Annotated in this window: 15 protein-coding genes; 6 read left to right on the forward strand and 9 right to left on the reverse strand. The window is 60.5% G+C overall.

Going from position 1 to position 16,382, the window contains the following annotated elements:
• Positions 1-15: 15 nt before the first annotated feature.
• Together ACQZ6D_RS09860 and uxuA are read left to right on the forward strand one after the other, a co-directional pair.
• Entirely contained in the window at positions 16-1,062 is a 1,047-nt protein-coding gene (locus ACQZ6D_RS09860) for an L-idonate 5-dehydrogenase (RefSeq protein ID WP_111827614.1), read from the forward strand.
• Between the two features lie 16 nt (positions 1,063-1,078).
• The gene (gene uxuA, locus ACQZ6D_RS09865) at positions 1,079-2,287 is read left to right on the forward strand and encodes a mannonate dehydratase (protein WP_111851524.1); all 1,209 of its coding nucleotides are present in this window, start codon (positions 1,079-1,081) and stop codon (positions 2,285-2,287) included.
• Between the two features lie 28 nt (positions 2,288-2,315).
• Here uxuA and ACQZ6D_RS09870 read toward each other — a convergent pair whose 3' ends face one another.
• Entirely contained in the window at positions 2,316-2,669 is a 354-nt protein-coding gene (locus ACQZ6D_RS09870; RefSeq protein WP_034501960.1) for an antibiotic resistance protein VanZ, read from the reverse strand.
• A 245-nt stretch (positions 2,670-2,914) separates the two neighbouring features.
• Here ACQZ6D_RS09870 and ACQZ6D_RS09875 point away from each other — a divergent pair, with 245 nt between their 5' ends.
• Positions 2,915-4,426, forward strand: coding sequence for an aldehyde dehydrogenase (NADP(+)) (locus ACQZ6D_RS09875; protein ID WP_013761523.1), 1,512 nt, complete (start codon positions 2,915-2,917; stop codon positions 4,424-4,426).
• 57 nt (positions 4,427-4,483) lie between these two features.
• Here the strand turns inward: ACQZ6D_RS09875 and ACQZ6D_RS09880 are convergent, their stop codons facing one another.
• The 4 genes from ACQZ6D_RS09880 to ACQZ6D_RS09895 are packed head-to-tail and all read right to left on the reverse strand — an operon-like array spanning position 4,484 to position 9,353.
• Positions 4,484-5,482, reverse strand: coding sequence for a TRAP transporter substrate-binding protein (locus ACQZ6D_RS09880; RefSeq protein ID WP_003510767.1), 999 nt, complete (start codon positions 5,480-5,482; stop codon positions 4,484-4,486).
• 16 nt (positions 5,483-5,498) lie between these two features.
• Complete coding sequence (locus ACQZ6D_RS09885; RefSeq protein WP_038493975.1) at positions 5,499-7,331, reverse strand: TRAP transporter large permease; 1,833 nt, start codon at positions 7,329-7,331, stop codon at positions 5,499-5,501.
• A gap of 31 nt (positions 7,332-7,362) precedes the next feature.
• Positions 7,363-8,490 (reverse strand): LLM class flavin-dependent oxidoreductase, encoded by a 1,128-nt coding sequence (locus ACQZ6D_RS09890; protein WP_448729892.1) that lies wholly within the window; start codon positions 8,488-8,490, stop codon positions 7,363-7,365.
• Positions 8,487-9,353 carry an ABC transporter substrate-binding protein gene (locus tag ACQZ6D_RS09895; protein WP_038493977.1) on the reverse strand — a complete coding sequence of 289 codons (867 nt, stop codon included), beginning with the start codon at positions 9,351-9,353 and terminating at the stop codon, positions 8,487-8,489. The genes ACQZ6D_RS09890 and ACQZ6D_RS09895 overlap by 4 nt, the downstream gene beginning before the upstream one ends.
• Positions 9,354-9,565: 212 nt before the next feature.
• Between ACQZ6D_RS09895 and ACQZ6D_RS09900 the strand changes: the two genes are divergently transcribed.
• The gene (locus ACQZ6D_RS09900) at positions 9,566-9,931 is read left to right on the forward strand and encodes an ArsR/SmtB family transcription factor (RefSeq protein ID WP_065687737.1); all 366 of its coding nucleotides are present in this window, start codon (positions 9,566-9,568) and stop codon (positions 9,929-9,931) included.
• A 1-nt stretch (position 9,932) separates the two neighbouring features.
• The gene (locus ACQZ6D_RS09905; RefSeq protein ID WP_003510777.1) at positions 9,933-10,562 is read left to right on the forward strand and encodes a glutathione S-transferase family protein; all 630 of its coding nucleotides are present in this window, start codon (positions 9,933-9,935) and stop codon (positions 10,560-10,562) included.
• A 6-nt stretch (positions 10,563-10,568) separates the two neighbouring features.
• Here ACQZ6D_RS09905 and ACQZ6D_RS09910 read toward each other — a convergent pair whose 3' ends face one another.
• Positions 10,569-12,404, reverse strand: coding sequence for an ABC transporter ATP-binding protein (locus tag ACQZ6D_RS09910; protein WP_448729893.1), 1,836 nt, complete (start codon positions 12,402-12,404; stop codon positions 10,569-10,571).
• A gap of 48 nt (positions 12,405-12,452) precedes the next feature.
• Positions 12,453-13,649 (reverse strand): aminotransferase class V-fold PLP-dependent enzyme, encoded by a 1,197-nt coding sequence (locus ACQZ6D_RS09915; protein WP_113048353.1) that lies wholly within the window; start codon positions 13,647-13,649, stop codon positions 12,453-12,455.
• 89 nt (positions 13,650-13,738) lie between these two features.
• On the opposite strand from ACQZ6D_RS09915, the gene ACQZ6D_RS09920 reads away from it, so the two are divergent.
• The gene (locus ACQZ6D_RS09920; RefSeq protein ID WP_188352032.1) at positions 13,739-14,575 is read left to right on the forward strand and encodes an IclR family transcriptional regulator; all 837 of its coding nucleotides are present in this window, start codon (positions 13,739-13,741) and stop codon (positions 14,573-14,575) included.
• A gap of 6 nt (positions 14,576-14,581) precedes the next feature.
• Here ACQZ6D_RS09920 and ACQZ6D_RS09925 read toward each other — a convergent pair whose 3' ends face one another.
• Positions 14,582-15,076 carry a RidA family protein gene (locus tag ACQZ6D_RS09925; protein WP_013761533.1) on the reverse strand — a complete coding sequence of 165 codons (495 nt, stop codon included), beginning with the start codon at positions 15,074-15,076 and terminating at the stop codon, positions 14,582-14,584.
• Positions 15,077-15,158: 82 nt separating this feature from the next.
• Positions 15,159-16,382: an amidohydrolase/deacetylase family metallohydrolase gene (locus ACQZ6D_RS09930; protein WP_065659510.1), complete on the reverse strand. Its 1,224-nt coding sequence runs from the start codon at positions 16,380-16,382 to the stop codon at positions 15,159-15,161.

Genomic DNA, 16,382 nt, shown 5'->3' on the forward strand with positions numbered 1-16,382 from the left:
ATGAGAGGCATCGTCATGCAGACACGCGTGGCACGTCTATACGGCCGTGAAGATATCCGCGTCGAAACGCAGGACATGCAGGCGCCCGGCCCCGGTGAAGTGCTGCTGACCATGGCGGCGGGCGGCATTTGCGGTTCCGATCTACATTATTATCAGGACGGCGGCTTCGGGCCTGTGCGGGTGCGCGAGCCGATCATCTGCGGCCATGAGGCATCGGGGCGGGTGCAGGCGCTGGGCGAAGGCGTCAGCGGGCTCGCACTCGGCCAGCTCGTCGCCGTCAATCCCTCGCAGCCTTGCGGCCATTGCCATTTCTGCCTGAAGGGCCAACCGATCCATTGCCTCGATATGCGCTTCATGGGCAGCGCCATGCGCCTGCCGCACGAACAGGGCATGTTCCGCGATCGGCTCGTGGTTCCCGCAAAACAATGCGCGACATTTTCAGACACCACTTCGCCCGCCGAAGCCGCCTGCACCGAACCGCTTGCGGTCTGCCTGCATGCCGTCGCACAAGCGGGTGATCTGACCGGCGCCAAGGTGCTGGTAACGGGCGCCGGGCCGATCGGCCTCTTGACGATTGCCGCCGCCCGCCATGCCGGTGCCGGCATCATTCTCGCCACCGACCTGACCGATGCGGCGCTGGAGCGCGCGCCCGCCATGGGGGCGGACCGCACCATTAATGTCGCGAAAAACGCAGAAGCACTTTTACCCTATCAGGACAATAAGGGGTATTTCGACGTCGTTTTCGATTGCTCCGCCGCGGCACCTGCGCTTCGCGCCGCCTTCGCCTGTGTACGTCCGCGCGGCACTGTCGTGCAGGTGGGCGTCACCGGTGACATAACCATTCCGCTCAATGCGCTGGTGGGCAAGGAAATCCTCTGGCGCGGCTCGCAGCGTTTCCACGACGAATTCGCCATTGCCGCCGGCCTGATCTCCACGCGCGGGATCGATGTGCGGCCGATCATTTCCCACAGCTTCCCGCTTGAAGAGGCGAAAGTCGCATTCGAGCAGGCCGGAGACCGCTCCGCCGCCTGCAAGGTGCAGCTGACATTTTCCGCAGAATGATGTTTGAGGATAAAAAATGAGACATACATGGCGCTGGTTCGGCCCGGTGGACAAGGTCACGGTTCAGGATGCGGCTCAGGCAGGGGCGGAAGGCATCGTAAGCGCGCTGCACCACATCGCCACCGGCGATGTCTGGCCGGTGGACGAGATCGCCAAACGGCATGAGGCGATCAAGGCCGGTGGGCTGTATTGGGACGTGGTGGAAAGCGTGCCGGTCTCCGAGGAGATCAAAACCCAGACGGGCGACTGGAAAAACCATATCGCCAACTGGCAGGAGACGCTGCGCCGCCTCTCCGCCACGGGCATTCGCACCGTCTGCTACAATTTCATGCCGGTGCTGGACTGGACCCGCACCGATCTGCGCTGGGAAACGAAGCACGGCGCAAAAGCCATGCGTTTTGACCTTTCCGATTTCGCCGCCTTCGACATTCACATTCTCAAACGCCCCGACGCAAAGGCCGATTATCCGGAGTGGCTGATCGAGGAAGCGGCAAAACGTTTCGCCGACATGCCGGATACGAAGATCGCCGCACTCGGACGTAATATCGGCGCGGGCCTGCCGGGTTCGGCGGATGGTTACACGCTCAGCCAGCTTCTCGAAAAGCTGCGCTCATATCACGGCATAAACCGCGAAAAACTGCAGCAGAACCTGATCGATTTTCTGTCGGAAGTGACGCCGGTCGCGGAAGAGGTCGGCATCAACATCTGCGCGCACGGCGACGATCCCCCATGGCCGCTGCTCGGCCTGCCGCGTATTCTTTCAACGGAGTCCGACTACGCCCATATGCTCTCGCAAGTCGACAGCCGGGCCAATGGTGTTACGCTCTGCACAGGCTCGCTCGGCGCGCGGGCGGATAACGACCTGCCCTTCATCGCCAGCCGTTTTGCAGACCGCATCCATTTCGTGCATCTGCGCAACGTCACGCGCGACACGGACACCGTGCCCTGCTCCTTCTTCGAGGACGAGCATCTGGAAGGTGGAACGGATATGGTCGCCGTTATCGCAGCACTTCTGTCAGAAGAATCCCGCCGTCGTGCGGAGGGCCGTGCAGACCACACCATTCCGATGCGGCCCGACCATGGCCAGGAAATCCTTGATGACCTGACGCGAGGGGCGCAGCCGGGTTATCCCGCCATCGGCCGATTGAAGGGGCTGGCAGAGCTTCGCGGCATCGAGCGCACGCTGTCGCATGGCCGTTTCGGATTGGCGAAGCAGGCGAATTAAGCCGACACGATTGGCCGCCGGCAGCCTCTTAGCTTGCGGTCAATCGCGTCCTGAATTGAAGATACGAAAAGGCGGCAAGCCCACCGGCAATGGCGCCAACGGCTTTCACAACTGCATCTGTCATATGCGGATGCCGTGTGGGCGACAGAAATTGCAGCGCCTCGATGCCGAAAGCCGCCACGACACCCGCGACAATGATGGCAAGCCAGTAACGCGGATAGGCCAGCACGAAGGCAGCCGAACAGAAGGCAAAGGCGGCGGCGCGGTCGATGCCGACGGTCGTCAGCGTATGCGGCCGAAGCCCGATCGGGCAAACTGTAACGATCACGATCAGCAGCAGAACCGACCAGGCGATGTATTTCGGAAGTCTATTTGTCATCATGACGTCACAATAGAGCGCTGCGCGCATAAACGGAAGATCGTCTTTTTCTTCCACCGCCCAATAAATCACACTTTTTGGACAGATACTGCACAAACCGGCTTTCGCTGAAGCCTTACTCGGGCTAAGGCAGAGGGCAACCGGACAAGGATCGCGGCTGATGGCCTTTCAGGCTGTCGCCCTTCGGTCCGGTTTTACGGTATCGGGTGGATTTTCCACACAGGATCAGATTTTCAGGGAAGAGCACAATGAGTTTCAAGCCGCACGGCAAACATCTGGTTGCAGGAGAATGGGTCGCCACGGAAGCGAAATTCCGCAGCGAGCCTGCACATGGCGAAGCTTTCGATTTTTCGGTCGGCACCGTCGATCTGGTGAATGCGGCCGCAGAAGCAGCCGAAGAGGCTTTCTGGAGCTACGGCTACACGACCCGCGAAGAGCGCGCCGCATTCCTCGACACCATCGCCGATGAGATCGAGGCCCGCGCCGACGCCATCACTGAAATCGGCACGTCCGAGACCGGCCTGCCCGCAGGACGCCTGCAGGGTGAACGCGGCCGCACCACCGGACAGCTTCGCCTTTTCGCATCGCATATCCGCAAGGGCGACTATCTCGACCGCCGCCACGACGAAGCGCTTCCGGATCGCCAGCCGCTGCCGCGCCCGGATATCCGTCTGATGCAGCGTCCGATCGGCCCCGTTGCGGTCTTCGGTGCGTCCAACTTCCCGCTCGCCTTCTCGACCGCCGGTGGCGATACCGCCGCCGCTCTCGCAGCCGGCTGCCCGGTTGTGGTCAAGGGTCATTCCGCCCATCCCGGCACCGGTGAAATCATTGCCGAGGCCGTTCTCGCCGCCGTCAAGAAGCACAATCTGCATCCCGGCGTCTTCTCGCTGATCCAGGGCGGCCGCCGCGATGTCGGTTCCGCGCTCGTCCAGCATCCGCGCATCAAGGCAGTCGGCTTCACCGGCTCGCTCGCCGGTGGCCGCGCACTGTTCGATCTCTGCGCCCAGCGTCCGGAACCGATCCCGTTCTTCGGCGAACTCGGTTCCGTCAACCCGATGTTCCTGCTGCCGGAAGCCGTTTCCGCGCGCGGTGAAGCCATCGCCAAGGGCTGGGCAGGTTCGCTCACCATGGGTGCTGGCCAGTTCTGCACCAATCCCGGCATTGCCGTGGTGCTTGCCTCGCAGGCGGATGCCGTGTCGGAAACCGCACGGGCGGCCCTTTCCGAAGTCGGCCCGCAGGTCATGCTGACCGACGGTATCGCCGCTGCCTATCGTGACGGTCGCGACCGCATCGCAGCCGGTAACGGCGTGCGCGACGTTTTGACCACCACCTGCGACCTGCGTAACGCAACGCCTTACCTGTTCCGCGTTTCGGGCAAGGACTGGGTTGCCAACCACGCGCTCGCCGAAGAAGTCTTCGGACCGCTCGGCCTGATCGTGACGGTCGACAGCGCTGAAGAAATGATCGAAGTGGCAAAGAGCTTCGAAGGTCAGCTGACAGCGACCATGCATCTTGACGCAGGTGACGCCGAACTCGGCCGCAAGCTGCTGCCGATCCTCGAGCGCAAGGCCGGCCGCGTTCTCGCCAACGGCTTCCCGACCGGCGTTGAAGTCTCCGAAGCCATGGTTCACGGCGGCCCCTACCCGGCTTCCACGAACTTCGGCGCGACCTCGGTCGGTACCATGTCGATCCGCCGCTTCACGCGCCCTGTTTCCTACCAGAATATTCCTTCGGACGTTCTGCCGCAGGATATCCGCTGATCAAAAAAATGGGGAGGGCGCTCCTGCGCCCTCCCCATTCACAATAGTGCTTCGGTATCAGGCCGACTGGATCGCCTGTATTTTCTCGATGCCGCCGACAGTGCCGGCGAAATCCTGCCAGACGCCCTGCGCCCCCTTGCGCCACTCATCCAAGGCTTCGGGCTGCAAGACCTTGCCGCCCTTCGAAATCGCAAGCTCCACAGACTTCGCCTCGTCCTCGACGATCAGCTGGTTGAAATAGAGCGCGCCTTCGCTTGATGCTTCGGTCAGGGCCTTCTTCTCTTCGTCATCGAGCTGGTTCCAGAAAGCCGCACCATAATAAACCACGCCCGATGCCCAGATATGGCCGGTCTCGGTCATGTAGGGCACAACCTCGTAAAGCTTGAACCCGGCATAGGCGGACTTCGTCAGATCCATGGCGTCGGCTACGCCGGTTGACAGTGCATTATAGGTCTCGGTGATGGGAATGCCGACCGGCGTGGTGCCGAAGGCGCTCCACAGCTTGGTGTGCAGCGGGCTCTGGATGACGCGGATCTTCTTGCCGTTGAGCTGCTCTGGCCGGGTTACCGGCTCCTTGGTCAGGAGATGGCGGGCGCCGTAGTTGATGAAGTCTACGGCCACGAATTGCTGCGCGCCAAGCTTGGTCTTCAGCTCGCTGCCGGTCTCGCCCGTCACCACCTTGCGCACATGGTCTGCATCGCGGAACAGGAAGGGCAGATCGAGGATTTGCAGTTCCGGCACCCAGCCGGAGAGCGAAGAGACCGTGGAAAGGCTCGCCTGAACCGATCCGAGACGGATATTTTCCGCCACTTCCTTTTCGCCGCCCAGCGCACCGCTCTTGACGATGTTGAAGCGGAAACGGCCGGGCAGCTTTGCCTCCACCAGCTCGCTGATCTTCACCCAGATTTTCGTCTCTGGCTTGTCGTCCGCGAACAGGGAGGCGACCGTAATGTTACGGGTCCTGGCATTTGCGTTGCGGACGAAGGCGGGCGTGGCAAGTGCTGCCGCACCCGCAGCGGAGAGTTTCAGGAGATTGCGACGATCGATAATAGTCATGAATAAAACCCCGGATTTAGAAGACAATGGCCCAGGCGCACAGAATGGCGAGGGAAACGAGAAGGGATAGGAGATAGGGAACGACGGCCTGGAATAGCGCTGTCGCCGGAATGCGGGTGACACCGCTGACGACGAAGATCAGCATGCCGAGCGGTGGTGTGAGGCCATGGATCATCAGGTTGACCACGAGAATGACGCCGAAATGGATGGGATCGATGCCGGCCGCAACGGCCGCGGGCAACAGGATCGGTCCAAACAGCAGGATGGCCGCGCCGATATCCAGCACCAGCCCCACCACGAGCAGAATGAGGTTGGAAAGCAGAAGCACCGCGATCTTGCTGCCGCCAAGCAATGTCACGAAATCCGTGACGAGGCCGGAGACATTATCGACCGCCAGAAGAAAGGCGAAGGGGCCTGCCGTGCCGATAAGGAGACCGATGGCCGCCGCCTCACCGGCTGATTGCCGGAAAGTTGAGAAGATACGCCCCGCGCCCAGCCGGTACCCGAAGCCGAGAAGCAGCGTGTAGAGTGCGGCAAGTGCGGCCGCCTCCGTGGTAGTGACGACGCCGATGCGGATGCCGACCACCACGATGACGCCGAGACCGAAGGCGGGTATGGCGGCGATAGCCGAGCGCCAGCGTTCCGTGCCCGTGGCGCGCGGCAGGGTATCGACGCTGCGCACGCTCCAATGGATAGCCACCGCAAGGCAGATCGCCATCAGCCCGCCGGCGAAAAAGCCGCCAACCAGCAACGAACCCACCGACAGGTTGGTAGCCGTTGCGAGGATGAGAAAGGCAATGGAGGGCGGGATGACATTGTCGAGCACCGACGTTGCAGCGATGATCGCGCCCGCCTGCGCCGGCGGATAGCCGTGTTTGACCAGTTCCGGCTGGAACGTTGAAGCGCCGAAGGCGGCGTTGGCGACAGAGGAGCCGGATGCGCCGGAAAACAGCACGCTGGTCAACAGCGTCGTCTGCGCCAGCCCTGCCCGGCGGTGTCCAACCATGGAGGCGGCGAACCGAACCAGCTGGTTGGCAACGCCCGATTCCGTCAGCAGGCTTCCGGCCAGCAGGAAGAAGGGAATGGCGAGCAGCAGGAATTTCGACATGCCTGTTACCGTTGAGGAAACGATGGCCGGCTCCGGCAAGGTACTGCCGAAGGCGATCGCCACATAGGCTGCGGCGAGAAAGGCATGGGCGAGCGGTGCTGCCAGCACCAGCCCCACCGCCGCCGTCAGCGCCAGAAACAGGCTGGGCGGCAGGCTCGTATCTACGAAGACTTCCGGCAGGCCGACATAGGCCGCAATTGCAATGGTGAGAGACACTAGAACGGCAAATGTCTTGCCCTCACTGACACGCTGAAGCGCCAGGTAAAGAAGGATCAACGCGCCGCCTGCACCCAGAAAGCCAAAACGCACCCATTCCGGCAGACCGAGCGTCGGAGACGTACCACCCAGCATCGCCGCGATTTCAACGCCACCGAAGGCGAGGATCAGTGCTGCGATGAAGGAGAAGGCATCCGCCAGAACTTCGGTGGCGGCATGGAACCGCTCAGGCAAAAACCGCACGAAAACATCGAGCCGCATGGCAAGCGCGCTTTTGAGACTGAGCGGCGCGCCGACCGCGATCATCGCCACATGCAGCCAGATGCCGAGATCTTCCGCACCGATGAAGCCGGTGTGAAACAGATAACGCAGGGTGACATTGACCAGCACCACCACGAGAAGAGTCGCAAGGATTGCGGCGGCGACCGCGCCAAGCGCCTTGTCCAGAACGGCAAGCGTCCGCTCCGCCGCACGCTGAGGGCCGATGCGCCGTTGTGCAATCGTTGGTGCCGGACCAGCCGTCATGTCTTTTTTCTCCACTCCCGGAAGGCCATGTTTACGATGCCTTTGCCGAGAGGTCGCGGTCGAACAAAGTCGACCAGGTGAATTGTTTGGCTGACGAGACTTCCCGCGATACATCAAGACGCGGAAGAACCTTTTCCCCGAAACGGAAGGCCTGTTCCAGCAATGGCATGCCGGACAGAATAAAGGTATTCACGCCCGCCTTTTTATAGGCCTCCAGCGTGCGGATGACCGTATCGGGCGAGCCGACAATTGCGGTGCCCGGTCCCGGCCGGACAAGACCGATGCCGGCCCAGAGATTGGGGGCAATTTCGAGATCACGCAGGTTCTCAGGCTTCTGTCCACCATGCATCGCCGTCATGCGCTGCTGGCCGACGGAATCGGTCTTGCCGACGAAACGCTGGTTGGCTGCAATGGCACGCTCGTCCATGCGCCCGTAAAGATCGGCGGCGGCGGCCCATGCCTCTTCATCCGTATCGCGGACAATAACGTACAGGCGAATGCCGTATTCTAGCTCACGGCCGAGTTTCTCCGCCCGCGCCTTGACGAGATCGACCTTCGCGCCGATCTGGTCGGGCGTTTCGCCCCAGGAAAGATAGGTCTCGACATGTTTGGCGGCAACCTCGATCGCCTTGTCCGAAGAGCCGCCGAACCATAGCGGTGGTGGCTCTATGCCTTGCCCCACCGGCAGTGCCAACTTTGCGCCTTCGGTCTGGAAATGGCGGCCCTTGAAATCGACCGTCTCACCGGCAAAAAGACGATGCCAGATCTGCAGATATTCATCCGCCATATCGTAGCGTTCGTCATGCGGCATGGTCATGCCATATGCACCGAGCATCTTGGCATCGCCCGAGACGACGTTGATCAGCAGGCGTCCGCGCGAAAATTCCTGAAGCGTCGCCGCCATCTTGGCGAGCAGCGTTGGCGCGACAAGACCCGGATGAATCGCGACCAGAAACTTCAGCCGCTCGGTATAGGAAAGCAGCGCGCCAGCCAGAACCCAGACATCATGCGCGCCGGTGGCAAACAGGGCGCCTGTGTAACCAAGCTGATCATAAGCAAGAGCAAGCTGCTTGTAATAACCGAGATCAACCTTGCGGGATCCTTCCGGTTGCCAGGGATAGGCGCCATCGGGCGCGCACATGTACCAGAAAACGTTCATCTGTCGCCTCCCGCGCTGGCTGATTGTGGGGCCGGTCTCTGCCCGGTCAGAACCGGTAGAGAGAAATGGCCGTGCCTGTAAAGCGTATCGGCCTCCTCCTGCTGTTCGGCAAGGATATTTTCGGCGGCGGGCACCACCGAAAGATCGCGTGAGCGCAGCACCTTTGCCCAGGACTGCGCATCGCCTTCGCTGCCTGGCTCGGCGGCAAGAAGGGCCGCGGCTCTGTCTATATCCGCCATGACGGCGCGGCCAACGCGGTCCAGTTCGGCGGCAATCGCATCGCGTTGTTCCAGCGCCACAGTGTGACGCGCAAGCGTCCAGAACAGCGAACGGTTGGGAATGGTGGAGCCGCAATGGACCAGAAGACTGATCCCGTCATGGGTCAGGGCTTTTTCGAGCCGTGGCGACATCGTCACCCAGGCATCGACGCGGCCTTCCACGAGATCGCGCAGGCTATCGCTGTCACCGCTCTCGATGCGTATTACATCCGCAAGGCCAAGCCCCGCCCCTTCCAGGCTACGCGCAAGAAGATAGGTATGAAAAGACCCGTCAATCAGCGATATGCGTTTTCCCGAAAGGTCGGCCGCAGAGCGGATAGGGCTGTCGCGCCGCACGAGGATCGCGCCGTTTGCGGGGCGTGGTGCCGAGGCAGCGATATAAGCTGCGGAAAGCCCCCGCGCATCCGCCTCGATTGGCGGCGTCGAGCCCGTGCCGCCGAAATGAATTTCGCCTTTTTCCAAAAGCGCTGCGGTATCGCGCCCCTCGCGGTAGGGCACGAATTCCGGATCGAATTCATCAAACGCGCCGGGCCAGAGCCGGGCGAGCCGCAAATGCAGATTGTTCGGATGGACCCCGATTTTCATGTCGACACCTCATTTCTCAATCAATCTACTTTTTTATAGAATGTTTTCGAGGAACGTTTTGGCGATCCTCTGCGGGAAAGCGAAAGAGAAATCTATAAATCCTGTAGATTTTAAAAAATTTCCTGACACGGTCAAACTCGGCCTAATCAAACCATTGAAATTTATCGCAATACAATTTACTTTTTTATAGTTTGAAAAATGGACCTGTAGTCGTGACGAAACCGGTTTCCAATCTCATCTGCCGCAGCGTGGTGGAGGCGAGCGAGCTTTTAAAGCTTGTCGCCAACGCCAATCGCCTGGCCATCGTCTGTTATCTCATGAAAACGGAGGCTTCCGTTTCCGCACTGGAATATGAACTCGGCATTCAGCAACCGACACTTTCACAGCAGCTTGCCGAATTGCGCGATGCCGGTGTGATAGAGGGCTCGCGGGAAGGCAAACAGGTGATTTATCGCGTCACCGACCCGCGCATCATCCAGCTCGTTGCGACATTGCGCGGTCTTTATACTGATCTTTCTGATGTGACCGGCAAGAAAGGCAGGCGAGCTTTGCCACTAGATGAGGCGATGTTCGATTAGCATGATCGACCTCTACACCTGGATCACCCCGAACGGCCTGAAAATCTCGATTGCGCTGGAGGAACTCGGCCTGCCCTATATCAGCCACGCCATCGACATTGAAAAAGGCGAACAATTCTCAGCCGACTATACCCGCGTCAATCCCGGCTCGAAAATCCCGGCAATCATCGACCGCGATAACGGCACAGTTCTAGCGGAATCGAACGCGATTCTGATCTATCTCGCCGAAAAGGCCGGGCGTCTTCTGCCTGCCTCCCCTGCTGCGCGGCTGGCAGTCACCGAATGGCTGATGTGGCAGGCCGCCAATTTTGGCCCGACACTCGGTTATGCCCATTATTTCCTGACCTACAATACCGGACAGGCACCCTTTGCCGAGGCGCGTTTCGCCTCGGATACGGAGCGCCTCTACCGCACACTGAACCAGCGCCTGACGGGCCGGGAATTCATCGCCGGTGATTTTTCCATAGCCGATATCGCCATCTGGCCATGGGTCTCGCGTTTCGCGCGCCATAAAATTGACCTCGACGATTTTCCGGCGGTACAGCAATGGTATCGCCAGCTCGGACAGCGCGAAACCTTCCGGCGCGGTTACCGCGTGCCTTTCGCAACATCCGATGTACCGGGTCTTTAACCCGCTTTAGCAGGCGACAAGGTGACCGGGCGAGACCTCACGGTACTCACGCGGTTTCACCACGTAATCGATCGCGCGGATCGGGCTTTTCAGCTCGTCATTCGCGGCATTTCGCCGGGTGTTTCTGCGGTCCGGGTCCGGCACCGGCACGGCGGCCATCAGCTTGCGGGTGTAATCATGCTGCGGATTGTCAAACACCGCCGCACGCGGGCCGATTTCAACGATCTCGCCGAGATACATTACCGCTACCCGGTGGCTGACGCGCTCCACCACCGCCATGTCATGGCTGATGAACAGGAAGGCGAGATCGAGGCTTTGCTGCAGATCCAGCATCAGGTTGATGACCTGCGCCTTTATCGAAACGTCCAGCGCCGAAACGCTCTCATCGGCGACAATCACCTTCGGCTGGAGCGCAAGCGCGCGGGCGATACAGATACGCTGACGCTGGCCGCCGGAAAATTCATGAGGGTAGCGCGCCGCCATATCGGGCGAAAGGCCGACCTTCGCCAGCATATCGGCCACAACATCCTTTGCCTCGCGGGCGTTTCCCATGCGGTGCTCCAGAAACGGTTCGGCAATCGCCGCACCCACCGTCATGCGCGGGTTGAGCGAGGCATAGGGGTCCTGAAAGATCATCTGCACCGTTTTGCGCATCTCGCGCATGCCTGATTTGTCGAGGGCGAGAATATTCTCGCCATTAACCATCACTGAGCCGGCATCCGGCTCGATCAGCCGCATGATGGCGCGCCCGGTGGTCGATTTGCCGCAACCGCTTTCGCCGACCAACGACAATGTCTCGCCGGCCCTGAGATCAAAGGACACATTCTCCACCGCATGCACGCGGCCGCTGAGCCGCCCCAAAAGGCCGGAGTGAATATCGAAGCGCTTGGTCAGCCCTTCTACCTTGAGCACCGGCTGGGCACTCGCGTCAACGGTATCGCCGGGCCGCGCCGGCTGCTGCGTTTCGCCTGTGGTGGTGTTGACGATGGGAAACCTGAGCGGTCTTTCTTGACCCGTCATGGAACCCAGAACCGGAACGGCGGACAAAAGCGCGCGGGTATAGGGATGCTTGCCGCGATGAAAGATATCAGCGGTCGCGCCAACTTCCACCTGCTCGCCGCGATACATGACAACGGTACGATCGGCGATCTCAGCCACCACGCCCATGTCATGGGTGATGAACAGAACCGACGTGCCTTCCTCCTCCTGAAGCGTCTTGATGAGGTCAAGGATCTGGCCCTGAATGGTCACGTCGAGTGCGGTCGTCGGCTCATCGGCGATCAGCAGCTTCGGCCGGGATGCAAGCGCCATGGCGATCATCACGCGCTGGCGCATGCCGCCGGAAAAGCGATGCGGATATTCATCGAAACGCGATGCGGCTGAAGGAATACGGACCTTTTCGAGCAGCCGAACCGTCTCCGCCCTCGCGTCGGTTTTCGACATCGGCTGGTGGCATAACAAGGCCTCGGAAATCTGGTCGCCGATGGTGAACAGCGGATTGAGGCTGGTCATCGGCTCCTGAAAGATCATGGCGACCTCGTTTCCCCTCACCTGCCGCATGGCATCTTCGGAGAGGGACAGCAGGTTGCGCCCTCCAAGCACGATTTCACCCTCCACCCTGCTGCTTTCACGATCCAGCAGCCGCATGATGGAGAGGGAGGTAACGCTTTTACCCGAACCGCTTTCACCGACGATCGCGACCGTTTCACCCGGCCCGACATCAAAGGAAATATCACGAACCACGGGTTTCCAGCCGCCATCCACGTGAAAGGACGTGGTGAGATTGCGGACGGAAAGTACGGCATCTTCGGCACCAACGGGTGCGGCCTGCGGCATGGTCATGATCGTTCCCTTCTTGTCGTTAGGTTTTGGCGGCGCAAGCGGTCAAGCCTAGTCCGGCCAGCGCAGCATGCCGTCGAACCGGTGTCGGCTCCGGTCTTCGAAAGGTGTTGCAATCACCTCGTTGGAGGCACGCGCCTTGTCCAGTTCCTCGGCCAGACGAGACGCCACGATGGTTTCCTGTCCGGGATGCAGATTGCATGGGTCGAGATAGAAATAGCGATGCTCTACCTCGTGGTCGCGGGTGATGATGGGAGGATTGCCCCTGGCCAACGCCGTCGTCAGGTCCCAGGCAGTGATATGTGCTTCTTCGGCATCGATGATCACGCGCAGCCTGTCGAGCGGGTTATTGGTCGGATCCGGCTCGATGAGCGCGGTCACGCCCGGGCGGCCATCCAGCGTTTCCTTCCAGAGATTGAGATATCCGGTCTCGCGCTCACGGATGCCGGCATGGTCGCGCTTTTCCCAGGCTTCCAGTGCCGCCATAACGCCATAGATGCTTTCCTTGCCGACCTTCATGCCGCGGCCAATGCCCATATTTTGCAGGAAGGCGTGGCGCACCAGTTCCTTACTTCCGGCCACGATGCCGGAGGTGGGGCCGCCGAGAAACTTGTGGCCGGAATAGAGGACAATATCTGCGCCGGTGGCCAGAAACAGCTCCAGATCATATTCGGACGCCGCATCCACGATAACCGGAACACCCTTGGCATGGGCGATCTCTACGAATTCGGAAAGATGCAGCAGGCCGTAATTCACGACATGGTGCGAGATGACATAGACCGCCGCCGCCGTCTTTTCGGTGATGGCGTTTTCCATGTGGAAGCGATGGGTCGATGTGGCCTGCCCGACCAGCACCACCTTGCCGCCGCCAAGCCGGATCGCCTGATCCACCGGCGCGCCGTAGCTCACCACATGCCCCATCTGCACCAGCACTTCGTTCTTTTCCGGTGCGATATCAGGCAGCTTTTCGATGGCCAGGAGATTGTTGCCGGTGATGGCGCCGGCAACAGCAAGGCTGATGCCGGAAGAGCAGGAAGCAGTGACGAAACCAGCCTCGCCGCCCGTCAATCTCGCGATGATCGCGCTTGCCTTGCGCTGCAGATCGTTGATCTCTACGAATTGCGGCAGGATCGCCGCCATGGCCTCAACCGCCTCTGGAACGACGATGGAAGCACCGAGCGACGTCATGGTGCCCGAGACGTTGATGACCGGGCGAAGGCCGATCCTGCTTCTGATATCCTCGGTCATGTCTTTCTCCTGTCTTTGCGATGCGATAGGCATCGACATATATGCCATAATAATGTAATAGCTTCTCAAAATTCATGAGGAGCCCGAAATTGGACGCCCATAAACTGGACGAATTGTCTTCACACGCCTTGTCCGCGACCGAGGAAAACCCGGACGCGAAGGTGGCCAAGCGCTCGCGTGTCAGCGGCATTGATCGCGCTCTTCAGGTGATTGATTACCTTTACGAAACCGGATCGCCAGCTGGCGCTTACGCCATTGCCAAGGCGATCAAGGCGCCACTTTCCACCGTCTATGTGATCGTTGACGATCTGATCGAAAAGAACATGCTGGCGCGCAACGCCGAAGGTAACATATGGCTCGGCGCACGGCTTTATCACTACGGCCTTGCCTATGCCCGCTCGCTGGATTTCATGGGTGTCGCAACCCACGAAATGCATGATCTGTGCCGCCATGCGGGTGAGACGGTGCAGCTTTGCGGTCGCGACGGTGACCATATGCTGGTGCTCGCCATGGCGGATGGCCCCAGCCATTTCCAGGTTGCCTCGCGCGTCGGCACCCGTGTTCCATTGAACTGGACGGCATCCGGCCGCCTGCTCGTTGGCCATCTGCCGGAAGAGGAGCGCGTCGAGCTTTTCAAACGCTGCGCCCGCACATCGCCCACCGGCCGTGCGGAAATCAACCCGGAAGCGCTTTCTCAATCGGCAGGCACGGCGTTCCGTGACCGGCTGTCGATACAGGTTGCGGAATCCGACTACGCTGTTGCCTGCATCGCCTCGCCGATCTGCGACACCAATGGAGAATGCGTGGCGACGATCTCCATCGTGCTGCCGGAACAGAAGGTGCTGGCGGACGAAAACCACTATACCGAACAGGTCAGGGTTTCGGCCGAAAGGATCGAGAAGCTGATGGGCTGGCGCAACCATTGAACGGCCTCAATCCCTAAGGGCGATGATGGCTTCTATCTCGACGGTGATGTTGCCCGGCAGCGAACCGAACCCCACGGCGGAGCGGGCGTGCTGCCCCGCATCGCCGAACACATCGATGAAGAGATCCGAACAACCGTTGATGACGGTTGGATGATCGCGGAAATCGCTGACGGCATTGACCATGCCCAGCAGTTTGACCACCTTCTTCACCCGCGACAGATCCCCAAGCGCCTCATGCATGACGGCAAGAAGATTGATGCCGGTTAAACGCGCATGCTGGTACGCCTCGTCCAGCCCGATCTCGGCTCCGACCTTGCCGGCGTACAGGTGTCCGTTCTCCTCCCTCGGGCCTTGCCCCGAAAGATAGAGCATGTTGCCTTCCACCACATGCGTGACGAAATTGGCGATCGGCGGCGGTGGCGGCGGCAGCGAGATGCCGAGCGCGGCAAGCCGGTCGTAGGGCGAATGACGCCCATCTGCCTCAAGCGAAGACTGTTTCACGCGAATTCCTCATAATACCGGGACGGGTATCCCTATTCTTTGCGGAAGACGGAGAGCATCCCTCCCCGCCGCTCCAGTCGGTTCAGCGCCAGGAATAGCCATGGCTGTGGCGCACGAGCTTGCGCGCTCTTGGGACATAACGGCTGGCGGCAATGGCCTCCGCACCGATCACCGCATAGCGCGGCTCGAACAGCCGCTTGAGACGCGAAACATCGCCATTGGAATCGGTCGCCTCCAGATCGGAATCGACAAGATCGAAAACCGTGAAATCCGCACGCTGGCCAACATCGAGGCGGTTTTCCATGTCGAGGCGGATGATGGAGGCCGGATTGCGGGTGACGGCATCGACGACATTTTCGAAGGGCATATCGACCGAAAGCAGCTTCGACATGGTCGTCGCCAGATCCCAGACGGGGAAATTCATCGAATGGCCATGCAAATCCGTGGAGATCGAGAAGGGCAAAAGGCCGCGCGCGATCGCCGCTTCCGCCACCTTGAAGGAGAAGGATGCACCGCCGTGGCCGATATCCAGCCGGATGCCTTCCCCGGCGCAGCGCTCCGCAAGGTTGAACAGGTCCTCGTCTTCCATGATGCTGGAGCCGGACTTGCCGTTGAAGCAATGGGTCACGACATCGCCGGGACCGAGAATTTCCAGCACCTCATCGTAGAGCGCAGGCGGTTCACCCACATGCACCATCATCGGCACTTTCAGGATCTTGGCGATCTTCTTGCCGAGTTTGACCGGCGTAACACCCCAGGAACCCGTAATGACATGGCTCGCCCGCACCTTGAGGCCAACGATATGCTCGCTGTTCTCGGCATAACATTCAAGGATGCGGTCGAGGTCGATATCCTTGATATCGCGAAGTTCCGGCACCCGGTTGCAGGCGACAAGCCCGATGGAGCCGAGATTGAGGAAGGCCTTGATGCGTTCCTTCGATGGTTCGATGATATATTCGCGAAAACCGTGGAAATTTGCTTCCCCCGCCGAACCGGCATCCACCAGCGTCGTCACGCCGCGCTCGGCCCCGCATTCTGACGGGCGGATGGAGATATCGGTGCCGCCATGCCAGATATGCACGTGCAGATCCACCCAGCCGGGCGAGACGAATGCGCCCTTTGCGTCGATGCGCTGCGCATCAGTCGGCGCCTGAAGGGCAGGCCCAACCGCCGCGACCTTGCCATCGCCGCCGATCAGGATATCGGTCTGGGCCTGTGGCGCCCCCTTTTCGAAGCCGACGGGTTTCACATTGGAGAGAAGAATGGGAGCTTGAAAAGGCGTTTTTGCCTGTTCACCGGACGTCAT

Source organism: Agrobacterium sp. 22-3639C2, assembly GCF_053522105.1.

Excerpts from the sequence above, each read along its gene's own strand:
- ACQZ6D_RS09885 (WP_038493975.1), bottom strand. The coding sequence starts at position 7,331 with ATGACGGCTGGTCCGGCACCAACGATTGCACAACGGCGCATCGGCCCT.
- ACQZ6D_RS09895 (WP_038493977.1), bottom strand. The coding sequence starts at position 9,353 with ATGAAAATCGGGGTCCATCCGAACAATCTGCATTTGCGGCTCGCCCGG.
- ACQZ6D_RS09930 (WP_065659510.1), bottom strand. The coding sequence starts at position 16,382 with ATGACGTCCGGTGAACAGGCAAAAACGCCTTTTCAAGCTCCCATTCTT.
- ACQZ6D_RS09860 (WP_111827614.1), top strand. The coding sequence starts at position 16 with ATGCAGACACGCGTGGCACGTCTATACGGCCGTGAAGATATCCGCGTC.
- ACQZ6D_RS09915 (WP_113048353.1), bottom strand. The coding sequence starts at position 13,649 with ATGACCGAGGATATCAGAAGCAGGATCGGCCTTCGCCCGGTCATCAAC.
- ACQZ6D_RS09910 (WP_448729893.1), bottom strand. The coding sequence starts at position 12,404 with ATGACCATGCCGCAGGCCGCACCCGTTGGTGCCGAAGATGCCGTACTT.
- ACQZ6D_RS09875 (WP_013761523.1), top strand. The coding sequence starts at position 2,915 with ATGAGTTTCAAGCCGCACGGCAAACATCTGGTTGCAGGAGAATGGGTC.
- ACQZ6D_RS09890 (WP_448729892.1), bottom strand. The coding sequence starts at position 8,490 with ATGAACGTTTTCTGGTACATGTGCGCGCCCGATGGCGCCTATCCCTGG.
- ACQZ6D_RS09870 (WP_034501960.1), bottom strand. The coding sequence starts at position 2,669 with ATGATGACAAATAGACTTCCGAAATACATCGCCTGGTCGGTTCTGCTG.
- uxuA (WP_111851524.1), top strand. The coding sequence starts at position 1,079 with ATGAGACATACATGGCGCTGGTTCGGCCCGGTGGACAAGGTCACGGTT.
- ACQZ6D_RS09905 (WP_003510777.1), top strand. The coding sequence starts at position 9,933 with ATGATCGACCTCTACACCTGGATCACCCCGAACGGCCTGAAAATCTCG.
- ACQZ6D_RS09880 (WP_003510767.1), bottom strand. The coding sequence starts at position 5,482 with ATGACTATTATCGATCGTCGCAATCTCCTGAAACTCTCCGCTGCGGGT.